Below are 22,340 nucleotides of genomic sequence, written 5' to 3' on the forward strand. Positions count from 1 at the left end.
GGCTTCGAGTCTAAGCCGGAGGCCCCGGCGGCTGCCGGGGCCTCCACAGGCTCAGTTGCCGGGGGTGGCCTTCTTGGCCGGGGTGGCCTTCTTGCGCGGCTTCGGGGCCGAGGCCGCGGCGGCGGCCTCGATGGCGGCCGGCTCCTCGGTGGTCTCGATGTCGGCGTTGACCACCTCGGCGGCCCCGACCACGCCGGTGCCGACGACCCGCTCGCCCCGGGCGACCAGGGCGGTGTACGCCGAGACGGCCCGCTCGGAGGCGACCTGCGCGAAGCTGACCGCGCTGGAGGCGGCGTTGTCCCGCAGCTTGTCGAAGTCGGTCTGGTTGGCCTTGTCGTTGGCGGCCCGCAGCGACGCCGTGGCCCGCTCGCTGATCTCGTTCACCCGCACACCCAGCTCGTCGACCAGGGCCGGGAGCTTGCGGAGCTGCTGGTACGCCAGGTCACCGGCGCCGGCGGCGGCGTAGAGCGGGGCGGGCAGTCGGGTCTTGGTCTGCTCAGGCATTACTTCTCCTCCGAGATGGTGGTGGTGGTCTCTGTGGCGAGCCGCGAGCGGATCGCCGCCTCCTCGTCGAGGTCAGGCGCGGTCTCGAGGACGGGCTCGTCGTCGGCGACGGGAGCGTCCCGCCGGGTGTTCTCGTTGCGGAACGTCTCGTAGATCTGCGAGAGCGACTGCTTCTGCGCGATCGTGAGATCGGGGTCGGCGGCGATCGCGGCCAGCACGCCCGGCTGACCATCGCTGTCGAGCAGGCCGGCCCGCAGGTACATCGCCGGGGTGGAGACCCGCAGCGCGCTGGCGATCTGTTGCAGCACTTCGGCGCTGGGCTTGCGCAGGCCCCGCTCGATCTGGCTGAGGTAGGGGTTGCTCACCCCGGCCTTGTCGGCGAGCTGCCGAAGCGAGATCTTGGCGGTCTGCCGCAGGTCACGGATGAACGTCCCGATGTCCTGAGGCAGTTCCTGTTTTCCGGCCATGCGTTCGAACGTAGTCGGCTTTGCTAGCTCCAGCAAGCGTTCTGCTAACTGTAGCTAGCGTGAGTCGAGTCACTTGGTGGTCAAGGCATGTCAATCTGGGTGCACTTGTCCACACCCGCGGAAGTCAAGGCGGCTGGCATCCCGCCGGGTCACCCCAGCGGGCGTCCAGGACTACCCTCGCGTCACCAGGTGGCGCGGACCTCGCCGACCGGTTCGCCGCCGCCCAGGACCAGCTCGGTGTGGTGCGGCGCGGCCACGCCCAGGCGGCGCAAGCCCGAGAGGAGCACGGGGGTACGAGCACGCATGCCGCCGTCCGAGATCTTGAGGGCCACCGCTCCCGCCCCCGGCACCGCGGCCGCCACCACGCCCTCGGCGCCGCCCTTCATGAGCAGCCCCGGCACCGCCCGCATAAGCACGGTGTCGTCGTCGCCGGTGCCGGCCACCAGCTCGGGGTGGGCCCGCATCTCGTCGGCCACCCGCCGCTCATGGCTGCCCGGCGCGGCGTCCACCAGCGCGCTGAACGAGCGGGCCAGCCCGGTCAGCGAGAACCCGAGGACCGGCGCGCCACAGCCGTCCACCCCGGTCACCGCGACCGGCTCGCCGGCCAGGTCGGCCACCGCGTCGGCCAGCGCCACCTGGAGCGGATGCTTCGGATCCAGGTAGGTGTCGGTCGGCCAGCCGTTGGCCACACAGGTGGCGAGCATCCCGGCGTGTTTGCCCGAGCAGTTCATCAGCACCCGCTCGGGCCCGCCGCCGGACCGCAGCCAGGAGTCCCGCGTCGGCTCGTGCCGCGGCAGCGACGCCGGGCAGCGCAACGCGCCCAGCGCCAGCCCCGCGTTCTCGAGGATCTCGTGGACCATGCGGACGTGGACCGGCTCGCCGTAGTGGCTGCCGCTGATCAGGGCCAGCGCCGCGCCGTCGGCGACGGTCAGCCCCGCCCGCAGCATGCCGACCGTCTGCAGGGGCTTGTTCGACGACCGCGGGAACATCGGCCCGGTCACGTCGCCGGCCGAGGCGACGTCCGGGGTGACCACAACCGCGCCGTGGTGCACGCTCTCGACGAAACCGGAGCGGACCACCTCGGCCAGGATCATGCCGGGACGCCGAGCATCCGGCGGGCCTCGGCCGGGGTGATCGGCGGCCGCTGGGCCAGCTGGGCGAAGCCGACCGCGCGGGCCACCAGCTGCATGTTCGACTCGACCGGGCGGCCCTTGGCGTACGTGACGGTGTCTTCCATGCCGACCCGCAGGTGGCCGCCGGCGGACAGCGAGGCCAGCATCACCGGGATCGTCGAGCGCCCGATGCCGGTGGCGCTGAACGTGGTCCCGTCGGGGAGGTCGCGGATCGCCGACGTGCAGGCGACCAGCGCATCGGGCGTGCCTGGCATCCCACCCGGCACGCCCATCACCAGGTCGACGTGCACGTGCCCGCCGACCGGCAGCCCGTGCCTGGCCAGCAGCCGCTGGAGCGTGGCCAGCTGGCCCAGGTCGAAGATCTCGTACTCCGGCACGATGCCGCGGTCCTGCATGCGGGTGTGCAGGTCGACGATGAAGTCCCAGCGGTTCAGGAACACGTCGTCGCCGAAGTTGACCGTGCCCATCGTGCAGGACGCCATCTCGGGGCCGGCGTCGAGCACGGCCAGCCGCGCCTCTTCCGGGTCGGTCACCGCCCCGCCCGAGGAGACCTGCACGATCAGGTCGGTGGACTGCTTCAACGCGGCCACCGTGGCCCGCAGCCGCCCCTGGTCGAGGGTGGGCCGGGCCTGGTCGTCGCGGATGTGCACGTGGATGATCGCCGCGCCGAGCGCCTCGCACTCCTTGGCGGTCACGACGAGCTCGTCGAGCGTCACCGGCAGCGCGGGCACGGCCGCCTTGCTGCTCTCCGCTCCGGTCGGCGCAACGGTGATCAAAGTGCTCATGCCGCCCCTCCGGACTTTTTGCGCGGGGTTGCGCTGTGTTTCAGCGCGGGATGGATCCCTGGTTGCGATGGGTACGCAGCCTAACGCGTCGGTTGCGTAGGCGAGGCGGTTGCGCTGGTCAGTGCGGGTCGATCGCCGCAGCGGACTCGCCGATCAGCAGGTAGGCGTCGTCGGCGACGTTCTTCTTGATCACGGCCAGGGCGATCATGCCGAGCTCGTGGTGGCGCACGGCGGTGCCGACGAAGCCGACCTGCCGCCCGTCGAGCATGACCGCGGCGCCCTGGGCCGGCGGCTGGTCGGTGGCCACGCCGTCGAGGTGGAGCAGCACCAGCCGGCGCGGCGGGCGGCCCAGGTGGTGCACCCGGGCCACGGTCTCCTGGCCGCGGTAACAACCCTTGTCCAGATGTACGGACTGAGCGAGGAACCCGGCCTCGGCCGGAATCGTGCGGTGATCGGTCTCCCAGCCCAGTCGCGGGATCCGGTGGGCGACGCGGACCGCTTCGTACGCCCACAGCCCCGCCCGCGGCACATCCAGGTCGGGCACCTGACCATGGGGCACGAGCAGGTCGACGCCCATCGGGACCCGGCGCACCAGCATGCCGTTCACCTCGAGCGCCGGATAGAGCGCGGTCGGCTCGGGCGGCACCGAACCGGCGGCGAACTTCGGGCCCGGCACCGGCACGATCCGCGGCTCGGCCAGCGACGGGAAGAGCTCGGCGGCACCCGGGCCGACCAGCGACCAGACGTCACGCTCGGCGGAGGCGTCGCGCGGCTCGACCTTGGTGAAGAACCGCATCATCTCGAGGTACTTGAGCAGGCCCGCCCCGGCCCCCGGCTCGGTGTCGAGCCAGGCCGTGGAGCCGTCCTCGGTGACGAACGCGTGTTGTTCGACGTGGCCGTTCGGGGACAGGACCAGCAGCTCGGAGCCCTGGCCGGCGCGCAGGTCGGTCAGGTGTTGGGTGGTGAGCGTGTGGAGCCAGGAGGCGCGCTCCTCGCCCGGCACCGCCAGCACGTCGCGGTTGGAGCGGTCGACCAGGCCGACCGCGGTCTCGAGCAGGCGCTGCTCGCGCATCGGGTCGCCGTAGTGGGCCGCCACGCCGGCGTCGGCCGACTCGGGCGTCAGATCCTCGATCGTCACGGTGGTCACAGTCGATCCTTACAGTCGCCGCACTCACCGAACAATGAGACGTGCCCGACATCGACCCGGAACGCGCGCTCGGCCAGCAGCCGCTCGGTCACCGGCCGCATGACCGACGGGTCGACCTCGGCGATCGAGCCGCAGGCCCGGCAGACCAGGTGGACATGCTGGTCCTCGCCCGCCGCGTGGTAGGTCGGCGAGCCGTGCGAGAGGTGGGTGTGGTTGACCAGCCCGAGCTCCTCGAGCAGCTCGAGGGTGCGGTAGACGGTGGTGATGTTGACCCCGGCCACCCGCTCACGCACATAGGTGTGCACCTGCTCGGGGGTGGCATGGCCGAGCTCGTGGACGGCTTCCAGGATGAGCTGGCGCTGCGGGGTCAGCCGCAGGCCGCGCTCCCGGAGCATCTCTGCGAGGGTCGAGGCGGGCACCCTCCGAGCATAGTGCGGCTTCCTGGTTACGCTGCGCCGGTGGACGACCGGTTTGTGGTGATCCCGGCGGGGACGATGCTCCGGCCGGACGATCGCGGGGTGCTGTACGGCGAGGGCGTCTTCGAGACGGTGTGGATCCGGGACGGCGTCGCGCGGCTGCGGGATGCCCATCTGGCCCGGATGGCCCGGTCGGCGGCGCTGCTGGAGATCCCGCTGCCCGACCCGGCGCCCCTGGTCGACGAGGCCGAGGCGCGGTGGCGGGCCGACGGGGAGGGCGCGCTGCGGCTGGTGTGCACGGCCGGCCCGGCCGGTGGCGAGCCGGTGCTCTACGCGACCGTCACCCCCGTACCCGATGCCGTGATCGCTCAGCGGGCCGACGGGGTGCGCGTGGTGACCGCCGAGGCCGGAGTGTCCCGCGAACGGCCCGGATGGTCGCTGACCACCGCCAAGACCCTCTCCTACGCCGCGAACCTGGCGGCGCGGCGATCGGCCGGCGACCGCGACATGCTGTGGGTCTCCACCGAGGGGTACGCGCTGGAGTCGCCGACCGCGGGCCTGGTCTGGTTGAGCGACGGCGTCCTGCACGGTGTGGCCGGCGACGGGGTGCTGCCCAGCGTGACCGTGGCCCACCTCCTGTCCGAGGCCGGCGGTGTCCACGGCGAGGCGACGGTGGCCGACCTGGACCGGTCGGACGGGATCTGGCTGGTGTCGGCGTTGCGCGGGCTGGCCGAGGTGATCGAGCTGGACGGCCGCGGGCGCGCCCGGTCGCCGTGGACCGGGCGCTTGTCGCGGATCGTCAGCCGCCGACCCGGATGAGCCGGGCCGACATGTGCGGGTGGGGTCCCTCGCCGTTCGCCACCATCTCGTGGGCGTAGAGCAGGGCGCCCTCGACGATGCCGTACAGCCGCTGGGCTCCCGTCACCTGGGCGCCGGTGGGCGTACGCACGATCGCGTCGGCCTCCATCTCGAGCCGGGTGCCGTTGGCCCGGCCGAGATACAGCTCCATCACCCCGTCGGGCGTGATCATGGTGGCTTCCATGTCGTCGCCGGGCCGGCCGTCGACCAGCACCGGACGCCAGAAGCCGAACTCACGCACCGCCTCGCCCATCGGCTTGGAGTCGCCGTCGAGCAGCCAGGCGCGCGACTCGAACATCAGGAACGGCCGGCCGTCATGGCTGATCGTGATCTCCTGCGCGAAGTCGTAGTCTTCCGGCGCCGGGAATCCACCCTGGCCGCGGCCGCGCCACTGCCCGACGAACGGCAGCAGGCCCAGCAGAGCCGGGTTGAGGTCAGGACCCTTGCGCAGGTCGAAGGTGTCCTCGTACGGGTAGGGCTCGACGGCCGGCGCGTTCATCCACGGCGGCGGGCCGAGCGGGTTCTCGTCACTGTCGCTCACCAACGCCCCCTAGCGATACGCATGGCCAGGTAGCTGACGCCGCCCGCGACGGCGCCCAGGCCCGCCACGAGCAGGCTCACGAATCCGATCTCGGTAACCACGGGGACCCATCCTATGCTGAGCCGCATGGCACGCATGCTGGTCGTCAAGGCGACCGCCGGTTCGGACGCCCCGGAACGCTGCTCGCAGGCCTTCACGGTGGCCAGCACCGCCGCGGCGGCCGGTGTGGACGTCTCGTTCTGGCTGACCGGCGAGTCCACCTGGTTCGCCCTGCCGTCTCGGGCCGAGGAGTTCGAGCTGCCCCACGCGGCCCCCTTGCCCGAGCTGCTCGGCATCCTGCTCGAGGCGGGCCGCGTCACGGCCTGCACCCAGTGCGCCGCCCGCCGCGACATCGGCCCCGACGACGTCCTCCCCGGCATCCGCATCGCCGGCGCCGCCGTCTTCGTCGAGGAGATCACGACCGACGGCGCCCAGGCGCTGGTCTACTGAGGTCAAGATCAAGAGGGTGATGTCGCACCTGGGTGGGTGGCCCAGACCGTCGCTCCCGGCCCTTTCTTCTTCCCAACCCAGGTCAAGGTCAAGAACTTCATGTCGTAGCTGACTGGGTGGTGCTGACCGTCGCTCCCGAGGCCGGGCGCGCGGCTCCAAGGCCGTGACCGGCCAGAACAGAGCCGCCCACCCTTCATTCTGCGTAAGCGGTCACCCTGAACCCCCTCAAGTGGTAGCCAGGCGCGCCATCCGTGCCTTGAACACCGTCCGGGCCTACCACTGCAGGCGGGGGTGGTAGCCCAGCGCGCCATCCGCGTCCCCGATCCCGCCCTGAGCTACCACCGTCCCGGCGCGACCGGCGGCAATCAGCGTGAGCGGGCACCCGCCGGCATGGCCACCCGCCTCAGCCCACCACCGGGCGCAATGGGCGGCAGCAAAGGGCGACCGGGCACCACCTCGCCCGCCGGAGAAGACAGCGCGGCGACGCAGGCGCTCTTGCCGAAGGTCCACGTGGGTGAGTGGTCACACTCCGGCGCGCGCCGAACAGGACGGCCCGGCGGGCCGAGTCGGCGCCGCCGGGCTGACGAGATCAGCGGTTGCTCAGATGCAGCTCGACCGGCTCGGGCGGGAGGTCGTCGACGCCCGCGGCCACCGCCTGGTTGTGGCGGCGCCTGGCCGACGGGACCAGGAGGGCGGCGACGATGGCCAGGACGGCCACGCCGGCGCAGACCGCGAAGCCCATCGTGAACGCGTCGTCGGTGGGGAGGCCGCGCAGTGTGGTGTTCGAGGCGATCACGGCCGCGATGACCGCGGTGCCGATGCTGCTGCCGACGGTTCGGGCGATGGTGTTGACGCTGATGGCCTCGCCGGTCTGGGCCGCCGGGACGCTTTCGATGATCGCGTTCGACATGGCGGCGAAGCAGAGGCCGATGCCGGCGCCGACCAGCACGCCGGACAGGACGACCTGCCACAGCTGGCCGTGTGCGACCGCGGGGACCACGAAGCCGGCGACCACGGCGACGGTGCCGAAGAAGAGTGGGAGCTTCGGGCCGAACCTGCGGGCGAGCAGGCCGGCCAGCGGGCCGAAGACGACCATGGTGGCCACGGTGGGCAGGAGGAACAGGCCGGCCTGGGAGACCGACTTGCCGAAGCCGTAGCCGGTGATCGCGGGCAGCTGGAGCAGCGTCGGCACCAGCAGGAATGTGCCGAACATGGCGAAGCCGAGGATCAGCGCGACCAGGTCGGTGGCCCACACGCCGCGGATGCGCATCAGGCGCATGTCGATCAGCGGCTCCTTCGTACGCGTCTCGACCAGGACGAACGCGACCAGCGCGACCGCACCGAGGGCCAGCAGGCCGATGGTCGAACCCGAACCCCAGCCCCATTCGCGGCCCTTGCTGATCGCCAGCAGCAGGGAGACCAGTGACACCGAGAGGATGGTGGCGCCGACCCAGTCGAGGTGGCCGGGCTTGCGTACCGCCGATTCGGGCATGCCGAAGATGGCGCCGAGCAGGGCGATCACGACCAGCACCAGCGGCAGCCAGAACAGCCAGTGCCAGGACAGGTGCTCGACGATCGGGCCGGCCGCGACGATGCCGATGCCGGCGCCGACCCCGAAGATCGCGGAGAGCAGGCCGACCGTGACTCCGACCCGCTCGCGGGGCAGGGCGTCGCGGACCAGGCCGATGGAGAGCGGCATGATCGCGCCGGCCGCGCCCTGCAGGGCCCGGGCCACGATCAGCACGGCCAGGTTCGGGGCGAGGGCGGCCAGGGCGGTGCCGATGGCGAGGATGGCGAGGACGCCGATGAGCACCTTCCGCTTGCCGACCATGTCGCCGAGGCGCCCGAGGATCGGGGTCAGCACGGATGCGGACAGCAGGTACGCGGTGATCACCCAGCTGGCGTCGCCGCTGGACACCTCGAGCTCCCGGGCGATGGTCGACAGGGCGGGCGCCACCAGCGACTGGAGTACGGCGAAGGCCAGGCCGCCCAGCGAGAGGTAGAGCACGAGCAGGGTGCCGTTGACGTGACGGCTGGGCTGAGTCATGGAACCAGTGTGGGGGAGAGTCCCCGGATAAGTAAACGGTTGTTTACGTCACATCACGGACCGCGTACCCTGCACGGCATGACGCAACAGGCCCGCCGCCGGGACGCGGCCGGCACCCGGCAGGCGCTGCTCGACGCGGCCCGCCACCGGTTCGCCACCAACGGGTACGCGGCCACCACGGTGCGCGACATCGCCGACGAGGCGGGCGTCAACGTGTCCCTGATCAGCCGCTACTTCGTGTCCAAGGAGGGCCTGTTCGAGGCCTGCCTGACCGGGGCGGTGGACGAGTTCGACCGCAGCGTCACGCCCGGCATCACCCTCGACGAGCTGCCCCGCACCATGGTCCGCCACCTCGCCGACGACAGCGGCAAGACGCGTCTGCTGCTGCTCCTGCGCTCGTCCGGCGACGCGGCGGCCGACCAGGTCCGGCGCAACGTGATGCGCAACTTCGCCGAGCGCCTGGTCGCGGCGACCGGGCTGGAGGCCGACGACGCGCTCCTGCGTGCCGAGTTCGTGCTGGCCACCGCCCTCGGCCTGGTGCTGATGAGGACGGTCATCGGGGTGCAGCCGCTGGCCGCCGCCGATCAGGAAGACCTGGTCACGCCGCTGGGTGACGTCATCACCGGACTGCTGCGGCCCACTCCCCGAGCATCGTGATCAGCCCGCGCAGCCGCACCATCGCGCTGTCGCCGCTGGTGTCCTGGCCGTAGGTCTTCTGGCCCAGGTCGCCGTCGTGGATCATCCGGCCGAGCAGGGCCGGCGCGAACCAGGAGTACTTGGTGACCCCGAACAGCATGATCCACCGCCGGACGTCGTCGCCCGAGCCGGTCCAGCCGCCGTCGCGCAGCCCCTCGACGTAGGAATCCATCACCGCTTCGGTCAGTTCCGGCAGCAGGGAAGGGTCCATCAGGCCGTCGGTGAAGCTGTCCACGATCAGGTTGGCCGGGTCCTCACCGATCCCGCCGTCGCCGCAGAACGCCCAGTCGAGCAGCACGCTGGTCGCGCCGGAGGAGATCAGGTTGTTGGGCCAGACATCGAGGTGGCACAGCGTATGCGGAACGGCGTCGCATCGGGTGACCAGCGACGGCCGCGCGATCCACGCCGACCGCAACCGGTCCAGCGCGTCCGAGGGCCACAGTGGATGACGCCAGGGCGAGGCCGGGGACAGGAAGACCGAGGTCGCCGGCCCGGCGGAGAGATATTGCGCCAGCCAGTGCCGGGAGAGCCAGGGTTCGGCAGGTACGCGGCCCGCCCACCCGGCCTGCGCCTGGCCCAGCTGCCGGGCGAAGGCGGCGATCCGTGCCACCGGCCACGAGAAGCCGGGCATCCCGTCGGCGAACGCCAGCCAGAGCTCGATCTCGCCGTCGGGCCGGTCGGCGGTCCGCAACAGCGAAGGCGGCACGATGCCGGCGTCCGCGTAGACCGACGCGGCGAACCCGGTCCGGTAGGCGAGCGCCTCCCGCTGCCAGTAGTTCCAGTGAGCCGGATCGTCGCTGGTCGGCCAGGTCACCGGGTGCAGTGGCGGCAGCCAGGCCGGCCGGGCGACCTTGAGCACCTCGCCGCCCGGCATCCGCCACACCCCGCCGGTGGCTGGGTTCCCCCGGTTGTGAACCAAGAGCTCAGGCTGAGGCACGGACCACCAGTTCGGTCGCGAGGACCACCGACTGGGGCACGTCGAGATCGTCGTTGACCAGGCCGAGCATCTGCCGTGCCATGGTGCGTCCCATGTCCACTATGGGCTGCCGGACCGTGGTCAGCGGCGGGTCGCTGTACTGGCTGATCTCGAAGTCGTCGAAGCCGATCACGGCCACGTCGGCCGGCACCCGGCGGCCCTTGTCCTTGAGGGCCTGGAGCGCGCCGTGCGCCATCATGTCCGACGCCACGAAGACCGCGTCCAGGTCGGGGTCCTCGGCCAGCAGGTCGTTCATCGCGCGTACGCCCGAATCGCGGGTGAAGTCACCCACCGCGACGTGCCCGCTCAGCCCGGCCTCCTCCAGCGCCGCCCGGTAGCCGTTCAACCGGTCCACCCCGGCCACCATGTCCTGCGGGCCGGCGATGGTGGCGATCCGCCGTCGCCCGCCGGCCACCAGGTGGGCCACCGCCTGGGCGACGCCGCCGAAGTGGTCGACGTCGACGTACGGCACCGGCGACCCGGCCGGCGGCCGGCCGCTGCACACCACCGGGATGCCGAGCCGGGCCAGCGCGCCGGGCAGCGGGTCGGCGCCGTGCATCGAGGCGAACATGACGCCGTCGACGTGCCCGGCCATCGCGTACCGCTCGACCCGGCCGTGGCTGGCCGGCGACCCGGCCATCATCAACACCAGTTGCTTGTCGGCCGCCTCCAGTTCCTGGCTCACCCCGCGGATCACCGCCGGGAAGAACAGGTCGTCGGAGAAGACCCGGTTCGCGGTCTCCGGCAGGATCAGCGCGATCGACTCGGTGCGCTGCGTGACCAGGCTGCGCGCGGCCTGGTTGGGCACGTAGCCGAGTTCCTGCACGGCGGCGTTGACCGCGTCCCGGATCGCGACGGCGACCGTGGTCGAGCCGTTGACGACCCGGGACACCGTGGCCCGGGAGACCCCGGCGCGCCGGGCGACCGCCTCCAGGGTGGGCCGTTCCCGGGTCACCATGGACCTCACTCCAAGCCGTTGCGTCGGATCACGTCCGCGTACCACCGGGCACTGTCCTTCGGGCGCCGCTCCTGCGTCGCGTAGTCGACGTGGATCACGCCGAACCGCTTCGCATATCCCTCAGCCCACTCGAAATTGTCCATCAGAGACCACACGAAGTATCCCCTCAGGTCAACCCCGTTCGAGATGGCGTCGAGGCAGGCCCGCAGGTGGCCGTCGAGATACTCGACCCGGCGGGTGTCGTGCACCTCGTCCGAGCCCGGCGCCGGGACCTCGGGGTAGGCGGCGCCGTTCTCGGTGATCATCAGCGGCACGCCGTAGTCGTTGTGCAGGCGCTCCAGCAGCTTGCGCAGGGCGTCCGGCTCGATCAGCCAGTTCATGTCGGTGACCGGGCCGGCCGGCTTGGCGAAGCTGATGCCTTCGGTGCCGGGGGCCTCGGGCGCGGCCGGCTGTCCCGGCTTCGCGGAGACGTAGGACGGCGTGTAGTAGTTCACGCCGAGCACGTCGATCGGCTGGTTGATCTGCTTCTCGTCGCCGTCGGAGATGAAGTCGAGCGGCGTGAACCGGGACATCAGCTCACGCATGTCGTCCGGGTAGGCGCCCTTGATCAGCGGGTCCAGGAAGATCCGGTTGTGCAGGCCGTCGGCGATCCGGGCCGCGGCCTGGTCGGCCGGGCTGGCCGGGTCGACCGGGATGACCGCGTCCGGGTTGAGCGTGATGCCGATCGTCCCGGCGCCGGCCGCGCGCAGCGCCTCGGCGGCCAGGCCGTGGCCGAGCAGCAGGTGGTGGACGGCGCGGAAGGCGGAGGCCGGGTCCTGGACGCCGGGCGCGTGCCGGCCCGAGGCGTAGCCCAGGAAGGCCGAGCACCACGGCTCGTTCAGGGTGGTCCAGGTGGGCACGCGGTCGCCGAGGCGGGCGTACGCGATCTGGGCGTACTCGGCGAACGCGAGAGCGGTTTCCCGCGAGGCCCAGCCGCCGCGGCTCTCCAGCGCCTGTGGCAGGTCCCAGTGGTAGAGCGTGACCACCGGCTGGATGCCCTGACCCAGCAGTTCGTCGGTCAGCCGGTCGTAGAAGTCCAGGCCACGGGTGTTGACCGGGCCGGTGCCGTCCGGCTGGATCCGCGGCCAGGCGATCGAGAACCGGTAGGACTGGAGCCCGAGGTCCGCCATGATCGCGACGTCGTCGCGGTAGCGGTGGTAGTGGTCGCAGGCCACGTCGCCGGTGTGCCCGGCGAAGACCTTCCCGGGGGTACGGGAGAACGTGTCCCAGATCGACGGCCCGCGCCCGTCCTCGGTGGCCGCGCCCTCGATCTGGTACGACGCAGTCGCCGATCCCCACACGAATCCGTCCGGGAACCGGGCCGTCGCGGGCTGTGCCGCTTCGCCGGGCTCCACCGACTCGGACGTGACGGTTGCCGTCATGCCTTCACCGCTTCCTACGAATGGGTGTACCTAGCCAACCGCTACAGAGTAAATGTTTGAACGGTTGCGGTAACCCACCGATAGTTGCGGAACTATGACCGCATCCCGGGACGGTGATCAGGCGGCGTGCAGGGCCTGGACCAGCCGCGGGTCGCCGGTGACGGTCAGCGCCTCGATCGGCCGGCGGCCCATCAGCGCCAGCTGGAGGTCACTGGCCGTGCCGGTGGCCTCGGCCCGGGGGTGGTGGTCGTCGGTGTCCAGGATGGTTCCGGTGTCGAGCAGCGCCACCCCGGTGCCGCGCAACCGGACGAACCACTCGTATGCCGCGTCGGTGGCGGTCAGGTGCACCACACCCTGAAGCTCGGTGGACTCGAAGCGCCGGCCGGCGGGCAGCCAGGTGTCGAGGATCTCCATCACCCCGTCGGCGGCCAGCTTGGTCTCGATCGGCTGGGGCCGGCCGGCCGCCGCCTCGGCATCCCACCGGTGCACCGAGACCTCGTGGGCCACCCGGCGCGGCCAGAAACCGGCCTTCTTGGCCTGCGCGGGCCAGGTCCAGGCCGGAAATTCCGGGTCGAGGGCGTCGAGGGTCTCGATCGTGCCGACCAGCTCGCGGCGCAGGATCTCGAGCGCCTCGTCCCACGGCGGGCGGGGCGGCAGCGGCGGGCGTTCCGGCGCGGTGGTCACACCCCGGGGCGCGGACTCGCGGACCCGGCGGAGCACGGCGGTCAGGTGCTCGACGAGCTCGGCCGTGGACCAGCCCGGGCAGCTCGGCACAACGGCGTCGGGACCGGCCTCGGTGACCGCGTCGAGCAGCGCCGGACCGTCGGCGCGCAGCGCGGCGAGCCAGAAGTCCTTGGTCGCGTGCAACCTGTTCATGACCTGCTCCCGCCCGAGTCCTGCGAAATCGATGAGCCTAGGCTGACTTCGTGTCCGAAGTCTTCCCTGAGCAACGAGTCGAAGCGTCCCCCGGTTCACTCGGGGCCTACACGACGCTACGCCTCGGTGGTCCGGCCGGCGCACTGACGGTGGCCACCGAGCCCGGCGAAGCGGTGACAACCGTGCGAAACGCCGCCGCCGCCGGGGAACCGGTGCTCATCCTGGCAGGTGGGAGCAACGTCGTCATCGGCGACGCCGGCTTCGCGGGACGCGTGGTGCTGCTCCGCACGTGCGGGATCAGGGAGATCGCCCGGGACGCCACCTTCGTCACACTGCGCGTCGCGGCCGGTGAGGTCTGGGACGACTTCGTCGCGCGGACCGTCGCCGAGGGTCTGTCCGGCGTGGAGTGCCTGTCCGGCATCCCGGGGTCGGCCGGCGCCACCCCGATCCAGAACGTCGGCGCGTACGGCCAGGAGGTCGGTCACACGATCGTGGCGGTGCACGCGTACGACCGCGAGGCCGACGCCATGGTCACGATGACCGCCGCCGAGTGCGGGTTCGGTTATCGCGCCAGCGTCTTCAAGTACAGCGACCGCTGGCTGGTCCTCGAGGTCGACTTCCGGCTCGCCCGCAGCACCGAGTCCGAGCCCATCCGGTACGCCGAACTGGCCCGTCAGCTGGGCGTCGAGGCCGGCGACCGGGTGCCGCTGGAGCGGGCCCGGGAGACCGTGCTCAAGCTCCGAGCGGGCAAGGGCATGGTGCTCGACCCGGACGACCGGGACACCTGGTCGGTGGGTTCGTTCTTCACCAATCCGGTGGTCGGCGAGCTGCCCGAGCCGGACATGCCGCACTGGCCGGCGGCCGGCGGGCGGGTGAAGATCCCGGCGGCCTGGCTGATCGAGCACGCCGGGTTCAGCAAGGGCTTCGGCGTGAGCGAGGGCGTGCGCATCTCCTCCAAGCACACCCTGGCGCTCACCAACCGGGGTTCGGGCACCACCACCGAGCTGCTCGAGCTGGCCCGGGTGATCCGAGCCGGCGTGCGGGACCGGTTCGGCATCGAGCTGCATCCCGAACCGGTCCTCGTCGGCTGCCAGGTCTGACGGCCGTACTACTCCCACCCGAAGACCTGCGTGTAGTACGGCGTGCCGTCGGCCGACCGCCGGGTGCCGATGCCGACCGACTTGGCCTCGCAGTTGAGGATGTTCTCCCGGTGCTGCGGGCTGGCCATCCAGGCCTCCATGACCTGGGCCGGGTCGCGGTAGCCCCAGGCGATGTTCTCGCCGGCCGGCGTGGCGTACCCGGCCTGGCGGGCCCGGCTCACGAAGGTCGAACCGTCCGCCCCGACGTGGCCGAAGTTGCGGGTGGTGGCCATGTAGCCGCTCTGCTCGACGGACGCGATGATCAGCTCGGTCTCCACCCGGAGCGGGGCGCAGCCGGCCGTGGCGCGCTGCTCGTTGGTCGCGGTGAGCAGGGCGTAGCTGAGCATGCCGTCGGGCGAGTAGCGCGGGGCCGCGGCGCCGGCCGCGGTCGTCGCGGCCAGCAGGGCGGGCGCCGCGAGACCGGCGATGAGGGACTTCCACATCATGGAATGCCTCCGATACAGGGCCGGGCGTCCATCGCCCGGTATCACGTATCGGACCGTCTTCCCGGCTGTACGTCCGATTTATCGGCATTGTCATCCCGGGCGTGTCGCCGCGATGTCAGGCTGTGGGTTTCAGTGGTAGGCCCACACGGCATCCGCGCCGCGGATGCCGTGCTGGGCTACCACTCGGGTGTGAGCGGCAGCCGGATCTCGGCGCCCGCGCCGGCGGCCGGGTCGTAGGTGAGCCGCACCGACCCGCCGTGCCGGGTGGCGATCGCGTCGGCCAGCAACATCCACAGCGCGGTGCTGCGCCGCCGGTGCGGTGGCTCGGGCGCGGCCAGCATCTCGGCCATCAGGTGCTCGTCGGTGAGCGGCTCGGCCTGCCACGCCGTGATGGTCACCGTCCAGCCGTCCCCGTCGGCGGCGGACGAGATCACCGCCGACCGGTCGGCGGCGCCGCAGGCCACCGTGCCGAGCACCGCGTAGAACAGGTCGCGCAGCAGCGACCGGTCGGCGCGCAGGTCGGGCCCGTCGCCGGCGGTCAGGGTGGCGGCGGTGTGCGGCTCGTGGCCGGCCAGCAGGTCGATCGCCTCCCGCAGGATCGGGGCGAGCGGCCCGTCGGCCGGGTTCAGCGGCAGGTCGCCGGTCTGCAGCCGGCTCACCACCATGAGGTCGTCGATCAGGGTGAGCATCCGGTCGGTGTTGCGCCGGACCGCCGAAAGTGCCAGCGAGCGTTCGTCGGGTGCGAGATCGTCGTGATCGAGGCTCTCGGTGAACGAGGCGATGGTGGTCAGCGGCGTTCGCAGTTCGTGGGAGATGACGGCCAGAAAGCGGGCCTCGAGGGTGGCGGTCACCGGATCCTCGCGGACCGGCCCGGACGGCGGATAAGCACGCTAAAGTTTAACTGTCCGTATTTGACTGGACACATCACGCTATCGCGCGTTTCGCGTGTTTCGCGGGTTCCGGTGCGACGGGGGTTGTGGCGATGGGTATAACGAGCATGACGTGCTCCGGTGACGCCGGATGAGCCGGCTTCTGGTCGTCGAGGACGACCCGGACATCGCGCTGGCCCTGCGCCTGCTGTTCGGCCGGGCCGGCTACGAGGTGGCGCACGCCGGTGACGGCCGCACCGGCCTCAAGGAGGCCTACGCCGAACACCCCGACCTGGTGGTGCTCGACGTCGGCCTCCCCGAGATGGACGGCTGGCAGGTCCTCGAGCGGCTGCGCGACGTCTCCGACGTGCCGGTCCTGGTGCTCACCGCGCACGGCCAGGAGACCGAGAAAGTACGCGGCCTCCGCGGCGGCGCCGACGACTACCTGACCAAGCCGTTCGCCAACAACGAGCTGCTGGCCCGGGTCGAGGCGCTGCTGCGCCGCTCGTCCTCCGGGCAGAACAGCTGGGCCAGTCAGATCTACGACGACGGCCTCGTGCACCTCGACCCGACCAAGCGCCGGGTTTACGTCAAGGGTGACGAGAAGCGCCTCACGCCGACCGAGTTCCGGCTGCTCAACGCGCTGGTCCGGCACGCCGGCGCGGTGCTCAGCCCAAACCAGCTGCTCACCCAGGCCTGGGACGACCCGACCGGGATCGGCCAGGAGCGGGTCAAGTTCGCCGTGCTCCGGCTGCGCCGCAAGCTCGGCTGGTCGGAGCCGGACGACTCGCCGATCGAGTCGGTCCGCGGCTTCGGCTACCGCTATCGGAAGGCCTCCGGGGACGAGGGATGAGGTGCGGTCCGGGTGTGCTCAGGTTGCGCGTACCCGGGTCGATCAGGGTCTTGAAGAGCTCGAGCGGAAGGTGGGCGCACGGTGGAAGACCTTGGTGAGATCGTCGGCGAGTTCCTCATGGAGAGCCACGAGAACCTGGACCAGATCGACCGGGATCTCGTCGAACTCGAGCAGGAACCGAACTCGCGCGATTTGATCTCGCGCATCTTCCGCGCGATCCACACGATCAAGGGCACGAGCGGCTTCCTGGCCTTCGGCCGGTTGGAGACGCTGGCCCACGCCGGTGAATCGCTGCTGTCCAAGCTGCGGGACGGCGTCATGCCGGTCACCCCGCAGACGATCACCACGCTGCTGGCCACCATCGACGGCGTCCGGTCGCTGCTCGCCGAGATCGAGGCGAACGGCAACGAGGGCGACGTCGACGTGGAAAGCATCATCAGCGCGGTGCACGCCCAGATGCAGGCGCCGGTGGCCGAGGCCGAGGCCCCGATCGCGCCGGCCTCGGCGGAGCCGGAGGTGGCGCCGGCGCCGATCGAGGAGCAGGGCGTACGCCCGGCGCCCGACCCGGTGGAGGGTCAGCGCCGCCCGCTCGGCGAGATGCTGGTCGAGTCGGGCGCGGCCCAGCCCGCGGACGTGGCCTCGGGCCTCCAGTCGCAGCTCGAGGGCGACGACCGCAAGCTCGGCACGATCCTGCTGGAGGAGGGCAAGGCCCAGCCGGCCGCGGTGAACGAGGCCCTGCAGCAGCAGGCGCCCAAGCGCAGCGCCGCCGACCAGGCCATCCGGGTCGACGTCGACCTGCTGGACAACCTGATGAACATGGTCGGCGAGCTGGTGCTGGCCCGGAACCAGCTGGTCCGCGGCGTGATGGACATCGGCGACTCCGGCCTGGTCCGCAGCGCCCAGCGGCTCGGCATGATCACCAGCGAGCTGCAGGAAGGCATCATGAAGACCCGCATGCAGCCGATCGAACACATCTGGTCGAAGCTGCCGCGGGTCATCCGGGACCTCTCCAACTCGCTGGGCAAGCAGGTCCAGCTGGTCATGGAGGGCAAGGAGACCGAACTCGACCGCAGCCTGCTCGAGGCGGTCAAGGACCCGCTGACCCACCTGGTGCGCAACGCGGTCGACCACGGCATCGAGGACACCGAGACCCGGATCGCCAGCGGCAAGACCCCGGAGGGGACGCTGACGCTGCGGGCCTACCACGAGGGTGGGCATGTCGCGGTCGAGGTCGCGGACAACGGCGCCGGCATGAACGTCGACCGGATCGCGCAGAAGGCCGTGGAGAACGGCCTGCTGCGCCCCGAGCAGGTGCCCACCATGGACAAGCGGGACATCATGGCGATGGTGTTCCAGCCCGGCTTCTCCACCGCGGCCAAGGTGACCAACGTGTCCGGCCGCGGCGTCGGCATGGACGTGGTGAAGACCAACATCGAGCGGATCGGCGGCGCGGTCAGCGTCGACTCCACCCTCGGCGAGGGCACGGTCTGGCGGCTGACCATCCCGCTCACCCTGGCCATCATCCAGGCGCTGACCGTCGACTGCGGCGACCAGCGGTACGTCGTACCCCAGGTCGCGGTCCTCGAACTGGTCTTCATCGACGGCCAGTCCACCAAGATCGAGTACGCCTCGGGCGCGCCCGTCTACCGCCTCCGGGGCAAGCTGCTGCCGCTGGTCCGGCTGGACCGCGCGCTCGGCCTCGAGGTCGGCGGTGACCAGGGCGTCTACATCATGGTGCTGCAGGCCGACGGTCGCCGCTTCGGCCTGGTCGTGGACCGCGTCCTGAACACCGAGGAGGTCGTGGTCAAGGCGCTCAACAGCCGGTTCAAGGACATCGGCCTGTACGCCGGGGCCACCATCCTCGGCGACGGCAAGGTCGGCCTGATCCTGGACGCCTCCTCGTTGGCCCGGCGCAGCCACCTGGCCGACTCCAAGGAGAGCAAGGCCGGCACGTCCCGGGAGTCCAAGATCGGCGGCACCGGCGAACGGCTGCTGGTCACCGCGGTCGGCGAGCGCCGGGTGGCGATCCCGCTGGACACGGTCACCCGGCTCGAGGAGTTCCCGCGGGACCGGATCGAGCAGGCCGGCTCGCGCGAGGTGGTCCAGTACCGCGGACAGATCCTGCCGCTGGTCCGGCTGTCGCATCTGCTCGGCGCGTACAGCGAGGAGCCGGAGGGCGACACCGTCTCGGTGGTGGTCTACAGCGAGGGCGGCCGCAGCGTCGCGCTGGTGGTGGACCGGATCGTCGACATCGCCGAGAACTCCACCGCCGCCCGCCGGGACGCCGAGGAGGACGGCCTGGTCGGCACCGCGGTGATCCAGCAACGGGTGACCGAGCTGCTCGACGTACGCCGGGCCATCCTCGCCGCCGACCCGAACTTCTACCGCGACGCCGACGACCCGATACTGGTGGAGGCCTGACATGGCGACTCGGCAGTTCGCCACCTTCGAGGTGGCCGACCAGCTCTTCGGTGTCGAGGTGTACACCGTGCAGGAGGTGCTCTCGTACAACGAGTACACCCCGGTGCCGCTCGCCCCGCCGGCCGTCGGTGGCCTGTTCAACCTGCGGGGCCAGGTGATCGCCGCGGTCGACCTGCGGGTCCAGCTCGGCCTGGCCCGGCAGTCGCTGGAGGGCCCGGTGATGAACGTGATCCTGCGCGGCGACGGCGAGCCGGTCAGCCTGCTGGTCGACCGGATCGGCGAGGTGGTCGACCTGGACGACGACGCGTTCGAGCCGCCGCCGGACACCCTCGGCGGGCCCACCCGTGAGCTGGTGGTCGGCACGTTCAAGCTGGACGGGCGCCTGATGCTGGCCCTGGACGTGCGGCAGGCCGTCGACACGTATCGAGCCACCACCTGATGTACAGCCTGGTCAGCGCTCCCGTCCTCGGTTTCGACCTGACCCGCCTGGGCGGCGGGGCGGCCACGGCCGAGGTGTTCCTGCGTGGCCTGCGGCTGGGGCCGGGCGACCTGTCGATCCTCGCCGAGCGGCTGCCGCACGAGGACATCCGGGGCCCGCTCTGGGTCGACGTGGAGAGCGCCGCCCGGCGGCTGCCGTCGCTCAAGTCGCTGGCCAAGGACGACCCGGCCGGCGCGCTGGCCCTGGTCGAACGGGCCCCGATCGGCTCGGTGGACTCGCTGCTGACCTGCATCCGCTACGACGTGATGGCCTGGACCTGGCACGGGACCGGGCGGGAGGCGACGCAGACCGACGCGGCGGCCTCGGCCACCGCGCTGCTCTGCGACGCGGCGGTGGCGAGCTACCTGCGCGAGGTGCTGAGCGAGTCGACCCGGCGGATGCTCGGCGCCGGCTGGGTCTCGGCGATCCGGAAGCTGCCGGCCGGGGCGCCGATCGACCTCGGCCCGCACCACTACGCGGTGTCGGCGCTGCTGGATCGGCTGCGTGGCCTCCGGTCCCGCGATCTGACCCGCCTGACGGCCTCGGCGGAGGACGCGCGGCGCAACGCCGGTGGGTGGTCCCCGGCGGTCCATTCCGCCTCGTGGGCGGCCTATCTGTCGGATCGGGTCCGCACGGCCGCCGCAGCACAGATGCTGTTGGTACAGGCCGTGGACACGGCCGGTATTCCGCTGGCCGACCGGGCCGGCGGGGTGTGGAACATGCTCAGCGGCGCGGTCCAGGCGCTGGTCGTGCGTGACCTGCTGGACACCGCTACGGCTCACCGGCTGCTCGCGCCGGTGGTCGCGGCGCTCGGCCCGTCCTGGCTCGGCGAGAAGGGGGTGATCTGATGATCACTGTCCTCGTCGTGGACGACTCCGTCGTGGTCCGGAAGCTGATCACCGACGCTCTGGGCGGCGCGCCCGGCATCGAGGTGGTCGGCACGGCGGCCAACGGGCAGCTGGCCCAGGCCAAGATCGACCAGCTGCGACCGGACGTCGTGACCATGGACATCGAGATGCCGAAGATGAACGGCATCGAGGCGGTCCGGGAGCTGCGCAAGCGGCACCGGCAGCTGCCGGTCATCATGTTCAGCACGCTGTCCGCGGCGGGCGCGTCGGCCACGCTGGAGGCGCTGTCCGCGGGCGCCACCGACTACGTGACCAAGCCGTCCAACGTCGGCTCGATCGCCGAGTCGGTGGCGGCGGTCCGGGAACAGCTGGTACCCAAGATTCACGCGCTGGCCAGGAAGGGCCCGCCGCCGCGGGCCCTGATGCGGCCGTCGAACGCCCCGCCCGGGCGGCCTGCGCCGACCCTGCGGCCCGCGCCCACCCGACCGGCCGCCGCTCCGGCGCGCCGGGGTCCGGCCGGCCGGGTCGACCTGATCGCGGTCGGCTGCTCCACCGGCGGCCCGGACGCGCTGACCAAGGTGCTGCTCGGGCTGACCGCCGACCTGCCGGTGCCGATGGTGGTCACCCAGCACATGCCGCCGGTCTTCACCAAGATGTTCGCCGAGCGGCTCGACCGCAGCACCGCGCTGTCCGTGGTCGAGGCGACCGACGGCATGGAACTGACCGCGGGCACGGTCTACATCGCGCCCGGCGACAAGCACCTGGTACTGCTGCGCAAGGGCACCTCGGTGGTCACCCAGCTCAGCGCCGCGCCGCCGGAGAACTCCTGCCGGCCCGCGGTGGACGTGATGTTCCGCTCGGTGGCGCAGCTGTTCGGCGGGTCCGGGTACGCCCTGGTGCTCACCGGCATGGGCCACGACGGCCGCGGCGGCGCCAAGGTGATGCGCGACGCCGGCGCCGAGGTGCTCGCCCAGGACGAGGCCAGCTCGGTGGTCTGGGGCATGCCCGGCGCCGTCGTGCAGGCCGGGCTGGCCGACGATGTGCTGCCCCTCGACCGCATCGCCTCCTGCCTGCTCACCCGGCTCAAGGTCGGCCGATCCGCGGCGGTGGCCCGATGACCCTCTCCCAGTCCGACTTCTCCTACGTCTCCACGCTGGTCCGCCGCGAGGCGTCGATCGTGCTCGCCCCCGGCAAGGAGTATCTGGTCGAGGCGCGGCTGATCCCGGTGGCCCGGGCGGTCGGCGCGGCCGGGGTGGCGGAGTTCCTGTCCGACCTCCAGCGCCGCCCGGACAAGGCCAACGAGCGCCTGGTCGTCGACGCGCTCACCACCAACGAGACGTCCTGGTTCCGGGACCGCGAGCCGTTCACCGCGCTGACCGACGTGGTGCTGCCCGACCTGGTCAAGTCCCGGGGCGCCCAGCGCAAGCTCCGGGTCTGGTCGGCGGCCAGCTCCAGCGGCCAGGAGGCGTACAGCCTGGCCATCACGATGCAGGAGCACCTGCCGCCCGGCTGGTCGTTCGAGATCGTGGGCAGCGATATCTCCACCGAGATGGTCAAGCGCGCCGAGACCGCCGAGTACAGCCAGGTCGAGGTCAACCGAGGCCTGCCCGCGGCGCAGCTGGTGCAGTACTTCGAACGGGCCGGCGCCCACTGGCGGGTCATGCCGGCGCTGCGCCGCAACATCAGCTTCAAGCTGATGAACCTGACCGCGCCGCTGCCGCCGATGCCCCCGTTCGACGTGATCTTCCTGCGCAACGTGCTGATCTATTTCGACGTCGCGACCAAGAAGAACGTGCTGCGCAACGTCGCCCGGCTGCTGCGGCCGGACGGCTGGCTGTTCCTCGGAGCGGCCGAGACGACCATCGGCATCGATGACAACTACGAACGGGTGGCGGCCGGACGGACCTCTGCCTATCGGATCCGCAGTGCCGTGCCGGTCGGCGCGGCGAGGAGAGGGTGAACCCGCGTGCGC

24 protein-coding genes and 1 pseudogene are annotated in these 22,340 nt (G+C 71.6%); 10 read left to right on the forward strand and 15 right to left on the reverse strand.

The window, feature by feature from the left end; all coding sequences use genetic code 11:
- Nucleotides 1-51: 51 nt before the first annotated feature.
- The 6 genes and pseudogenes from AB0O15_RS03485 to AB0O15_RS03510 form a co-directional block, all read right to left on the reverse strand.
- Nucleotides 52-504, reverse strand: coding sequence for a hypothetical protein (locus AB0O15_RS03485; RefSeq protein ID WP_364313453.1), 453 nt, complete (start codon nucleotides 502-504; stop codon nucleotides 52-54).
- 122 nt (nucleotides 505-626) lie between these two features.
- Nucleotides 627-971: pseudogene (locus tag AB0O15_RS03490) on the reverse strand (helix-turn-helix domain-containing protein); the annotation flags it as partial.
- Nucleotides 972-1,153: 182 nt separating this feature from the next.
- Entirely contained in the window at nucleotides 1,154-2,065 is a 912-nt protein-coding gene (locus AB0O15_RS03495; protein WP_364313456.1) for an asparaginase, read from the reverse strand.
- Nucleotides 2,062-2,889 carry a 3-keto-5-aminohexanoate cleavage protein gene (locus AB0O15_RS03500; RefSeq protein ID WP_364313459.1) on the reverse strand — a complete coding sequence of 276 codons (828 nt, stop codon included), beginning with the start codon at nucleotides 2,887-2,889 and terminating at the stop codon, nucleotides 2,062-2,064. Before AB0O15_RS03500 ends, AB0O15_RS03495 begins: the two co-directional genes overlap by 4 nt.
- Nucleotides 2,890-3,007: 118 nt before the next feature.
- Entirely contained in the window at nucleotides 3,008-4,036 is a 1,029-nt protein-coding gene (locus AB0O15_RS03505; RefSeq protein WP_364313462.1) for a folate-binding protein, read from the reverse strand.
- The gene (locus AB0O15_RS03510; protein WP_364317007.1) at nucleotides 4,033-4,431 is read right to left on the reverse strand and encodes a transcriptional repressor; all 399 of its coding nucleotides are present in this window, start codon (nucleotides 4,429-4,431) and stop codon (nucleotides 4,033-4,035) included. Before AB0O15_RS03510 ends, AB0O15_RS03505 begins: the two co-directional genes overlap by 4 nt.
- A 99-nt stretch (nucleotides 4,432-4,530) precedes the next feature.
- On the opposite strand from AB0O15_RS03510, the gene AB0O15_RS03515 reads away from it, so the two are divergent.
- Entirely contained in the window at nucleotides 4,531-5,271 is a 741-nt protein-coding gene (locus AB0O15_RS03515) for an aminotransferase class IV (protein ID WP_364317010.1), read from the forward strand.
- Here the strand turns inward: AB0O15_RS03515 and AB0O15_RS03520 are convergent.
- Together AB0O15_RS03520 and mtfM are read right to left on the reverse strand one after the other, a co-directional pair.
- A complete protein-coding gene (locus tag AB0O15_RS03520; protein ID WP_364317012.1) occupies nucleotides 5,252-5,809 on the reverse strand; it encodes an FABP family protein in 558 nt (185 codons plus the stop codon). The genes AB0O15_RS03515 and AB0O15_RS03520 overlap by 20 nt on opposite strands.
- Before the next feature lie 38 nt (nucleotides 5,810-5,847).
- Nucleotides 5,848-5,952 carry a small membrane protein MtfM gene (mtfM, locus tag AB0O15_RS03525; RefSeq protein WP_364313465.1) on the reverse strand — a complete coding sequence of 35 codons (105 nt, stop codon included), beginning with the start codon at nucleotides 5,950-5,952 and terminating at the stop codon, nucleotides 5,848-5,850.
- A 13-nt stretch (nucleotides 5,953-5,965) separates the two neighbouring features.
- On the opposite strand from mtfM, the gene AB0O15_RS03530 reads away from it, so the two are divergent.
- Nucleotides 5,966-6,340, forward strand: a complete 375-nt coding sequence (locus AB0O15_RS03530; protein WP_364313468.1) for a DsrE family protein — start codon at nucleotides 5,966-5,968, stop codon at nucleotides 6,338-6,340.
- Nucleotides 6,341-6,929: 589 nt separating this feature from the next.
- On the opposite strand, the gene AB0O15_RS03535 is transcribed toward AB0O15_RS03530, so the two are convergent.
- Nucleotides 6,930-8,387 carry an MFS transporter gene (locus tag AB0O15_RS03535; RefSeq protein WP_364313471.1) on the reverse strand — a complete coding sequence of 486 codons (1,458 nt, stop codon included), beginning with the start codon at nucleotides 8,385-8,387 and terminating at the stop codon, nucleotides 6,930-6,932.
- A 78-nt stretch (nucleotides 8,388-8,465) separates the two neighbouring features.
- Between AB0O15_RS03535 and AB0O15_RS03540 the strand changes: the two genes are divergently transcribed.
- Entirely contained in the window at nucleotides 8,466-9,044 is a 579-nt protein-coding gene (locus AB0O15_RS03540; RefSeq protein WP_364313474.1) for a TetR family transcriptional regulator, read from the forward strand.
- On the opposite strand, the gene AB0O15_RS03545 is transcribed toward AB0O15_RS03540, so the two are convergent.
- From AB0O15_RS03545 to AB0O15_RS03560, 4 genes are all read right to left on the reverse strand, one after another.
- Nucleotides 9,007-10,002, reverse strand: a complete 996-nt coding sequence (locus AB0O15_RS03545) for a phosphotransferase (protein ID WP_364313476.1) — start codon at nucleotides 10,000-10,002, stop codon at nucleotides 9,007-9,009. The genes AB0O15_RS03540 and AB0O15_RS03545 overlap by 38 nt on opposite strands.
- A 4-nt stretch (nucleotides 10,003-10,006) precedes the next feature.
- Entirely contained in the window at nucleotides 10,007-11,017 is a 1,011-nt protein-coding gene (locus tag AB0O15_RS03550) for a LacI family DNA-binding transcriptional regulator (RefSeq protein WP_364313479.1), read from the reverse strand.
- 5 nt (nucleotides 11,018-11,022) lie between these two features.
- On the reverse strand, nucleotides 11,023-12,438 hold the full coding sequence (locus AB0O15_RS03555; protein ID WP_364313482.1) for a GH1 family beta-glucosidase: 1,416 nt from the start codon (nucleotides 12,436-12,438) through the stop codon (nucleotides 11,023-11,025).
- Between the two features lie 117 nt (nucleotides 12,439-12,555).
- On the reverse strand, nucleotides 12,556-13,314 hold the full coding sequence (locus AB0O15_RS03560) for a maleylpyruvate isomerase family mycothiol-dependent enzyme (RefSeq protein ID WP_364313485.1): 759 nt from the start codon (nucleotides 13,312-13,314) through the stop codon (nucleotides 12,556-12,558).
- A 50-nt stretch (nucleotides 13,315-13,364) separates the two neighbouring features.
- Here AB0O15_RS03560 and AB0O15_RS03565 point away from each other — a divergent pair, with 50 nt between their 5' ends.
- Nucleotides 13,365-14,414 (forward strand): UDP-N-acetylmuramate dehydrogenase, encoded by a 1,050-nt coding sequence (locus tag AB0O15_RS03565; protein WP_364313488.1) that lies wholly within the window; start codon nucleotides 13,365-13,367, stop codon nucleotides 14,412-14,414.
- Nucleotides 14,415-14,422: 8 nt separating this feature from the next.
- Here AB0O15_RS03565 and AB0O15_RS03570 read toward each other — a convergent pair whose 3' ends face one another.
- Nucleotides 14,423-14,899 (reverse strand): CAP domain-containing protein, encoded by a 477-nt coding sequence (locus tag AB0O15_RS03570; protein WP_364313491.1) that lies wholly within the window; start codon nucleotides 14,897-14,899, stop codon nucleotides 14,423-14,425.
- A 176-nt stretch (nucleotides 14,900-15,075) separates the two neighbouring features.
- Nucleotides 15,076-15,750 (reverse strand): HAMP domain-containing sensor histidine kinase, encoded by a 675-nt coding sequence (locus AB0O15_RS03575; protein ID WP_364313493.1) that lies wholly within the window; start codon nucleotides 15,748-15,750, stop codon nucleotides 15,076-15,078.
- A gap of 169 nt (nucleotides 15,751-15,919) precedes the next feature.
- On the opposite strand from AB0O15_RS03575, the gene AB0O15_RS03580 reads away from it, so the two are divergent.
- The 6 genes from AB0O15_RS03580 (at nucleotide 15,920) to AB0O15_RS03605 (ending at nucleotide 22,328) form a co-directional block, all read left to right on the forward strand.
- Nucleotides 15,920-16,621, forward strand: coding sequence for a response regulator transcription factor (locus AB0O15_RS03580; RefSeq protein ID WP_364313496.1), 702 nt, complete (start codon nucleotides 15,920-15,922; stop codon nucleotides 16,619-16,621).
- A gap of 81 nt (nucleotides 16,622-16,702) precedes the next feature.
- Nucleotides 16,703-19,042: a chemotaxis protein CheA gene (locus tag AB0O15_RS03585; RefSeq protein ID WP_364313498.1), complete on the forward strand. Its 2,340-nt coding sequence runs from the start codon at nucleotides 16,703-16,705 to the stop codon at nucleotides 19,040-19,042.
- A gap of 1 nt (nucleotide 19,043) precedes the next feature.
- Entirely contained in the window at nucleotides 19,044-19,481 is a 438-nt protein-coding gene (locus tag AB0O15_RS03590) for a chemotaxis protein CheW (RefSeq protein WP_364313500.1), read from the forward strand.
- Nucleotides 19,481-20,368 carry a hypothetical protein gene (locus AB0O15_RS03595; protein WP_364313502.1) on the forward strand — a complete coding sequence of 296 codons (888 nt, stop codon included), beginning with the start codon at nucleotides 19,481-19,483 and terminating at the stop codon, nucleotides 20,366-20,368. The genes AB0O15_RS03590 and AB0O15_RS03595 overlap by 1 nt, the downstream gene beginning before the upstream one ends.
- Nucleotides 20,368-21,486: a chemotaxis response regulator protein-glutamate methylesterase gene (locus tag AB0O15_RS03600; protein ID WP_364313505.1), complete on the forward strand. Its 1,119-nt coding sequence runs from the start codon at nucleotides 20,368-20,370 to the stop codon at nucleotides 21,484-21,486. The genes AB0O15_RS03595 and AB0O15_RS03600 overlap by 1 nt, the downstream gene beginning before the upstream one ends.
- Complete coding sequence (locus tag AB0O15_RS03605) at nucleotides 21,483-22,328, forward strand: protein-glutamate O-methyltransferase CheR (RefSeq protein ID WP_364313507.1); 846 nt, start codon at nucleotides 21,483-21,485, stop codon at nucleotides 22,326-22,328. Before AB0O15_RS03600 ends, AB0O15_RS03605 begins: the two co-directional genes overlap by 4 nt.
- The last annotated feature ends 12 nt before the right edge of the window (nucleotides 22,329-22,340 follow it).

The sequence above is a fragment of the Actinoplanes sp. NPDC089786 genome (assembly GCF_040684855.1).
Classification (GTDB): domain Bacteria; phylum Actinomycetota; class Actinomycetes; order Mycobacteriales; family Micromonosporaceae; genus Actinoplanes.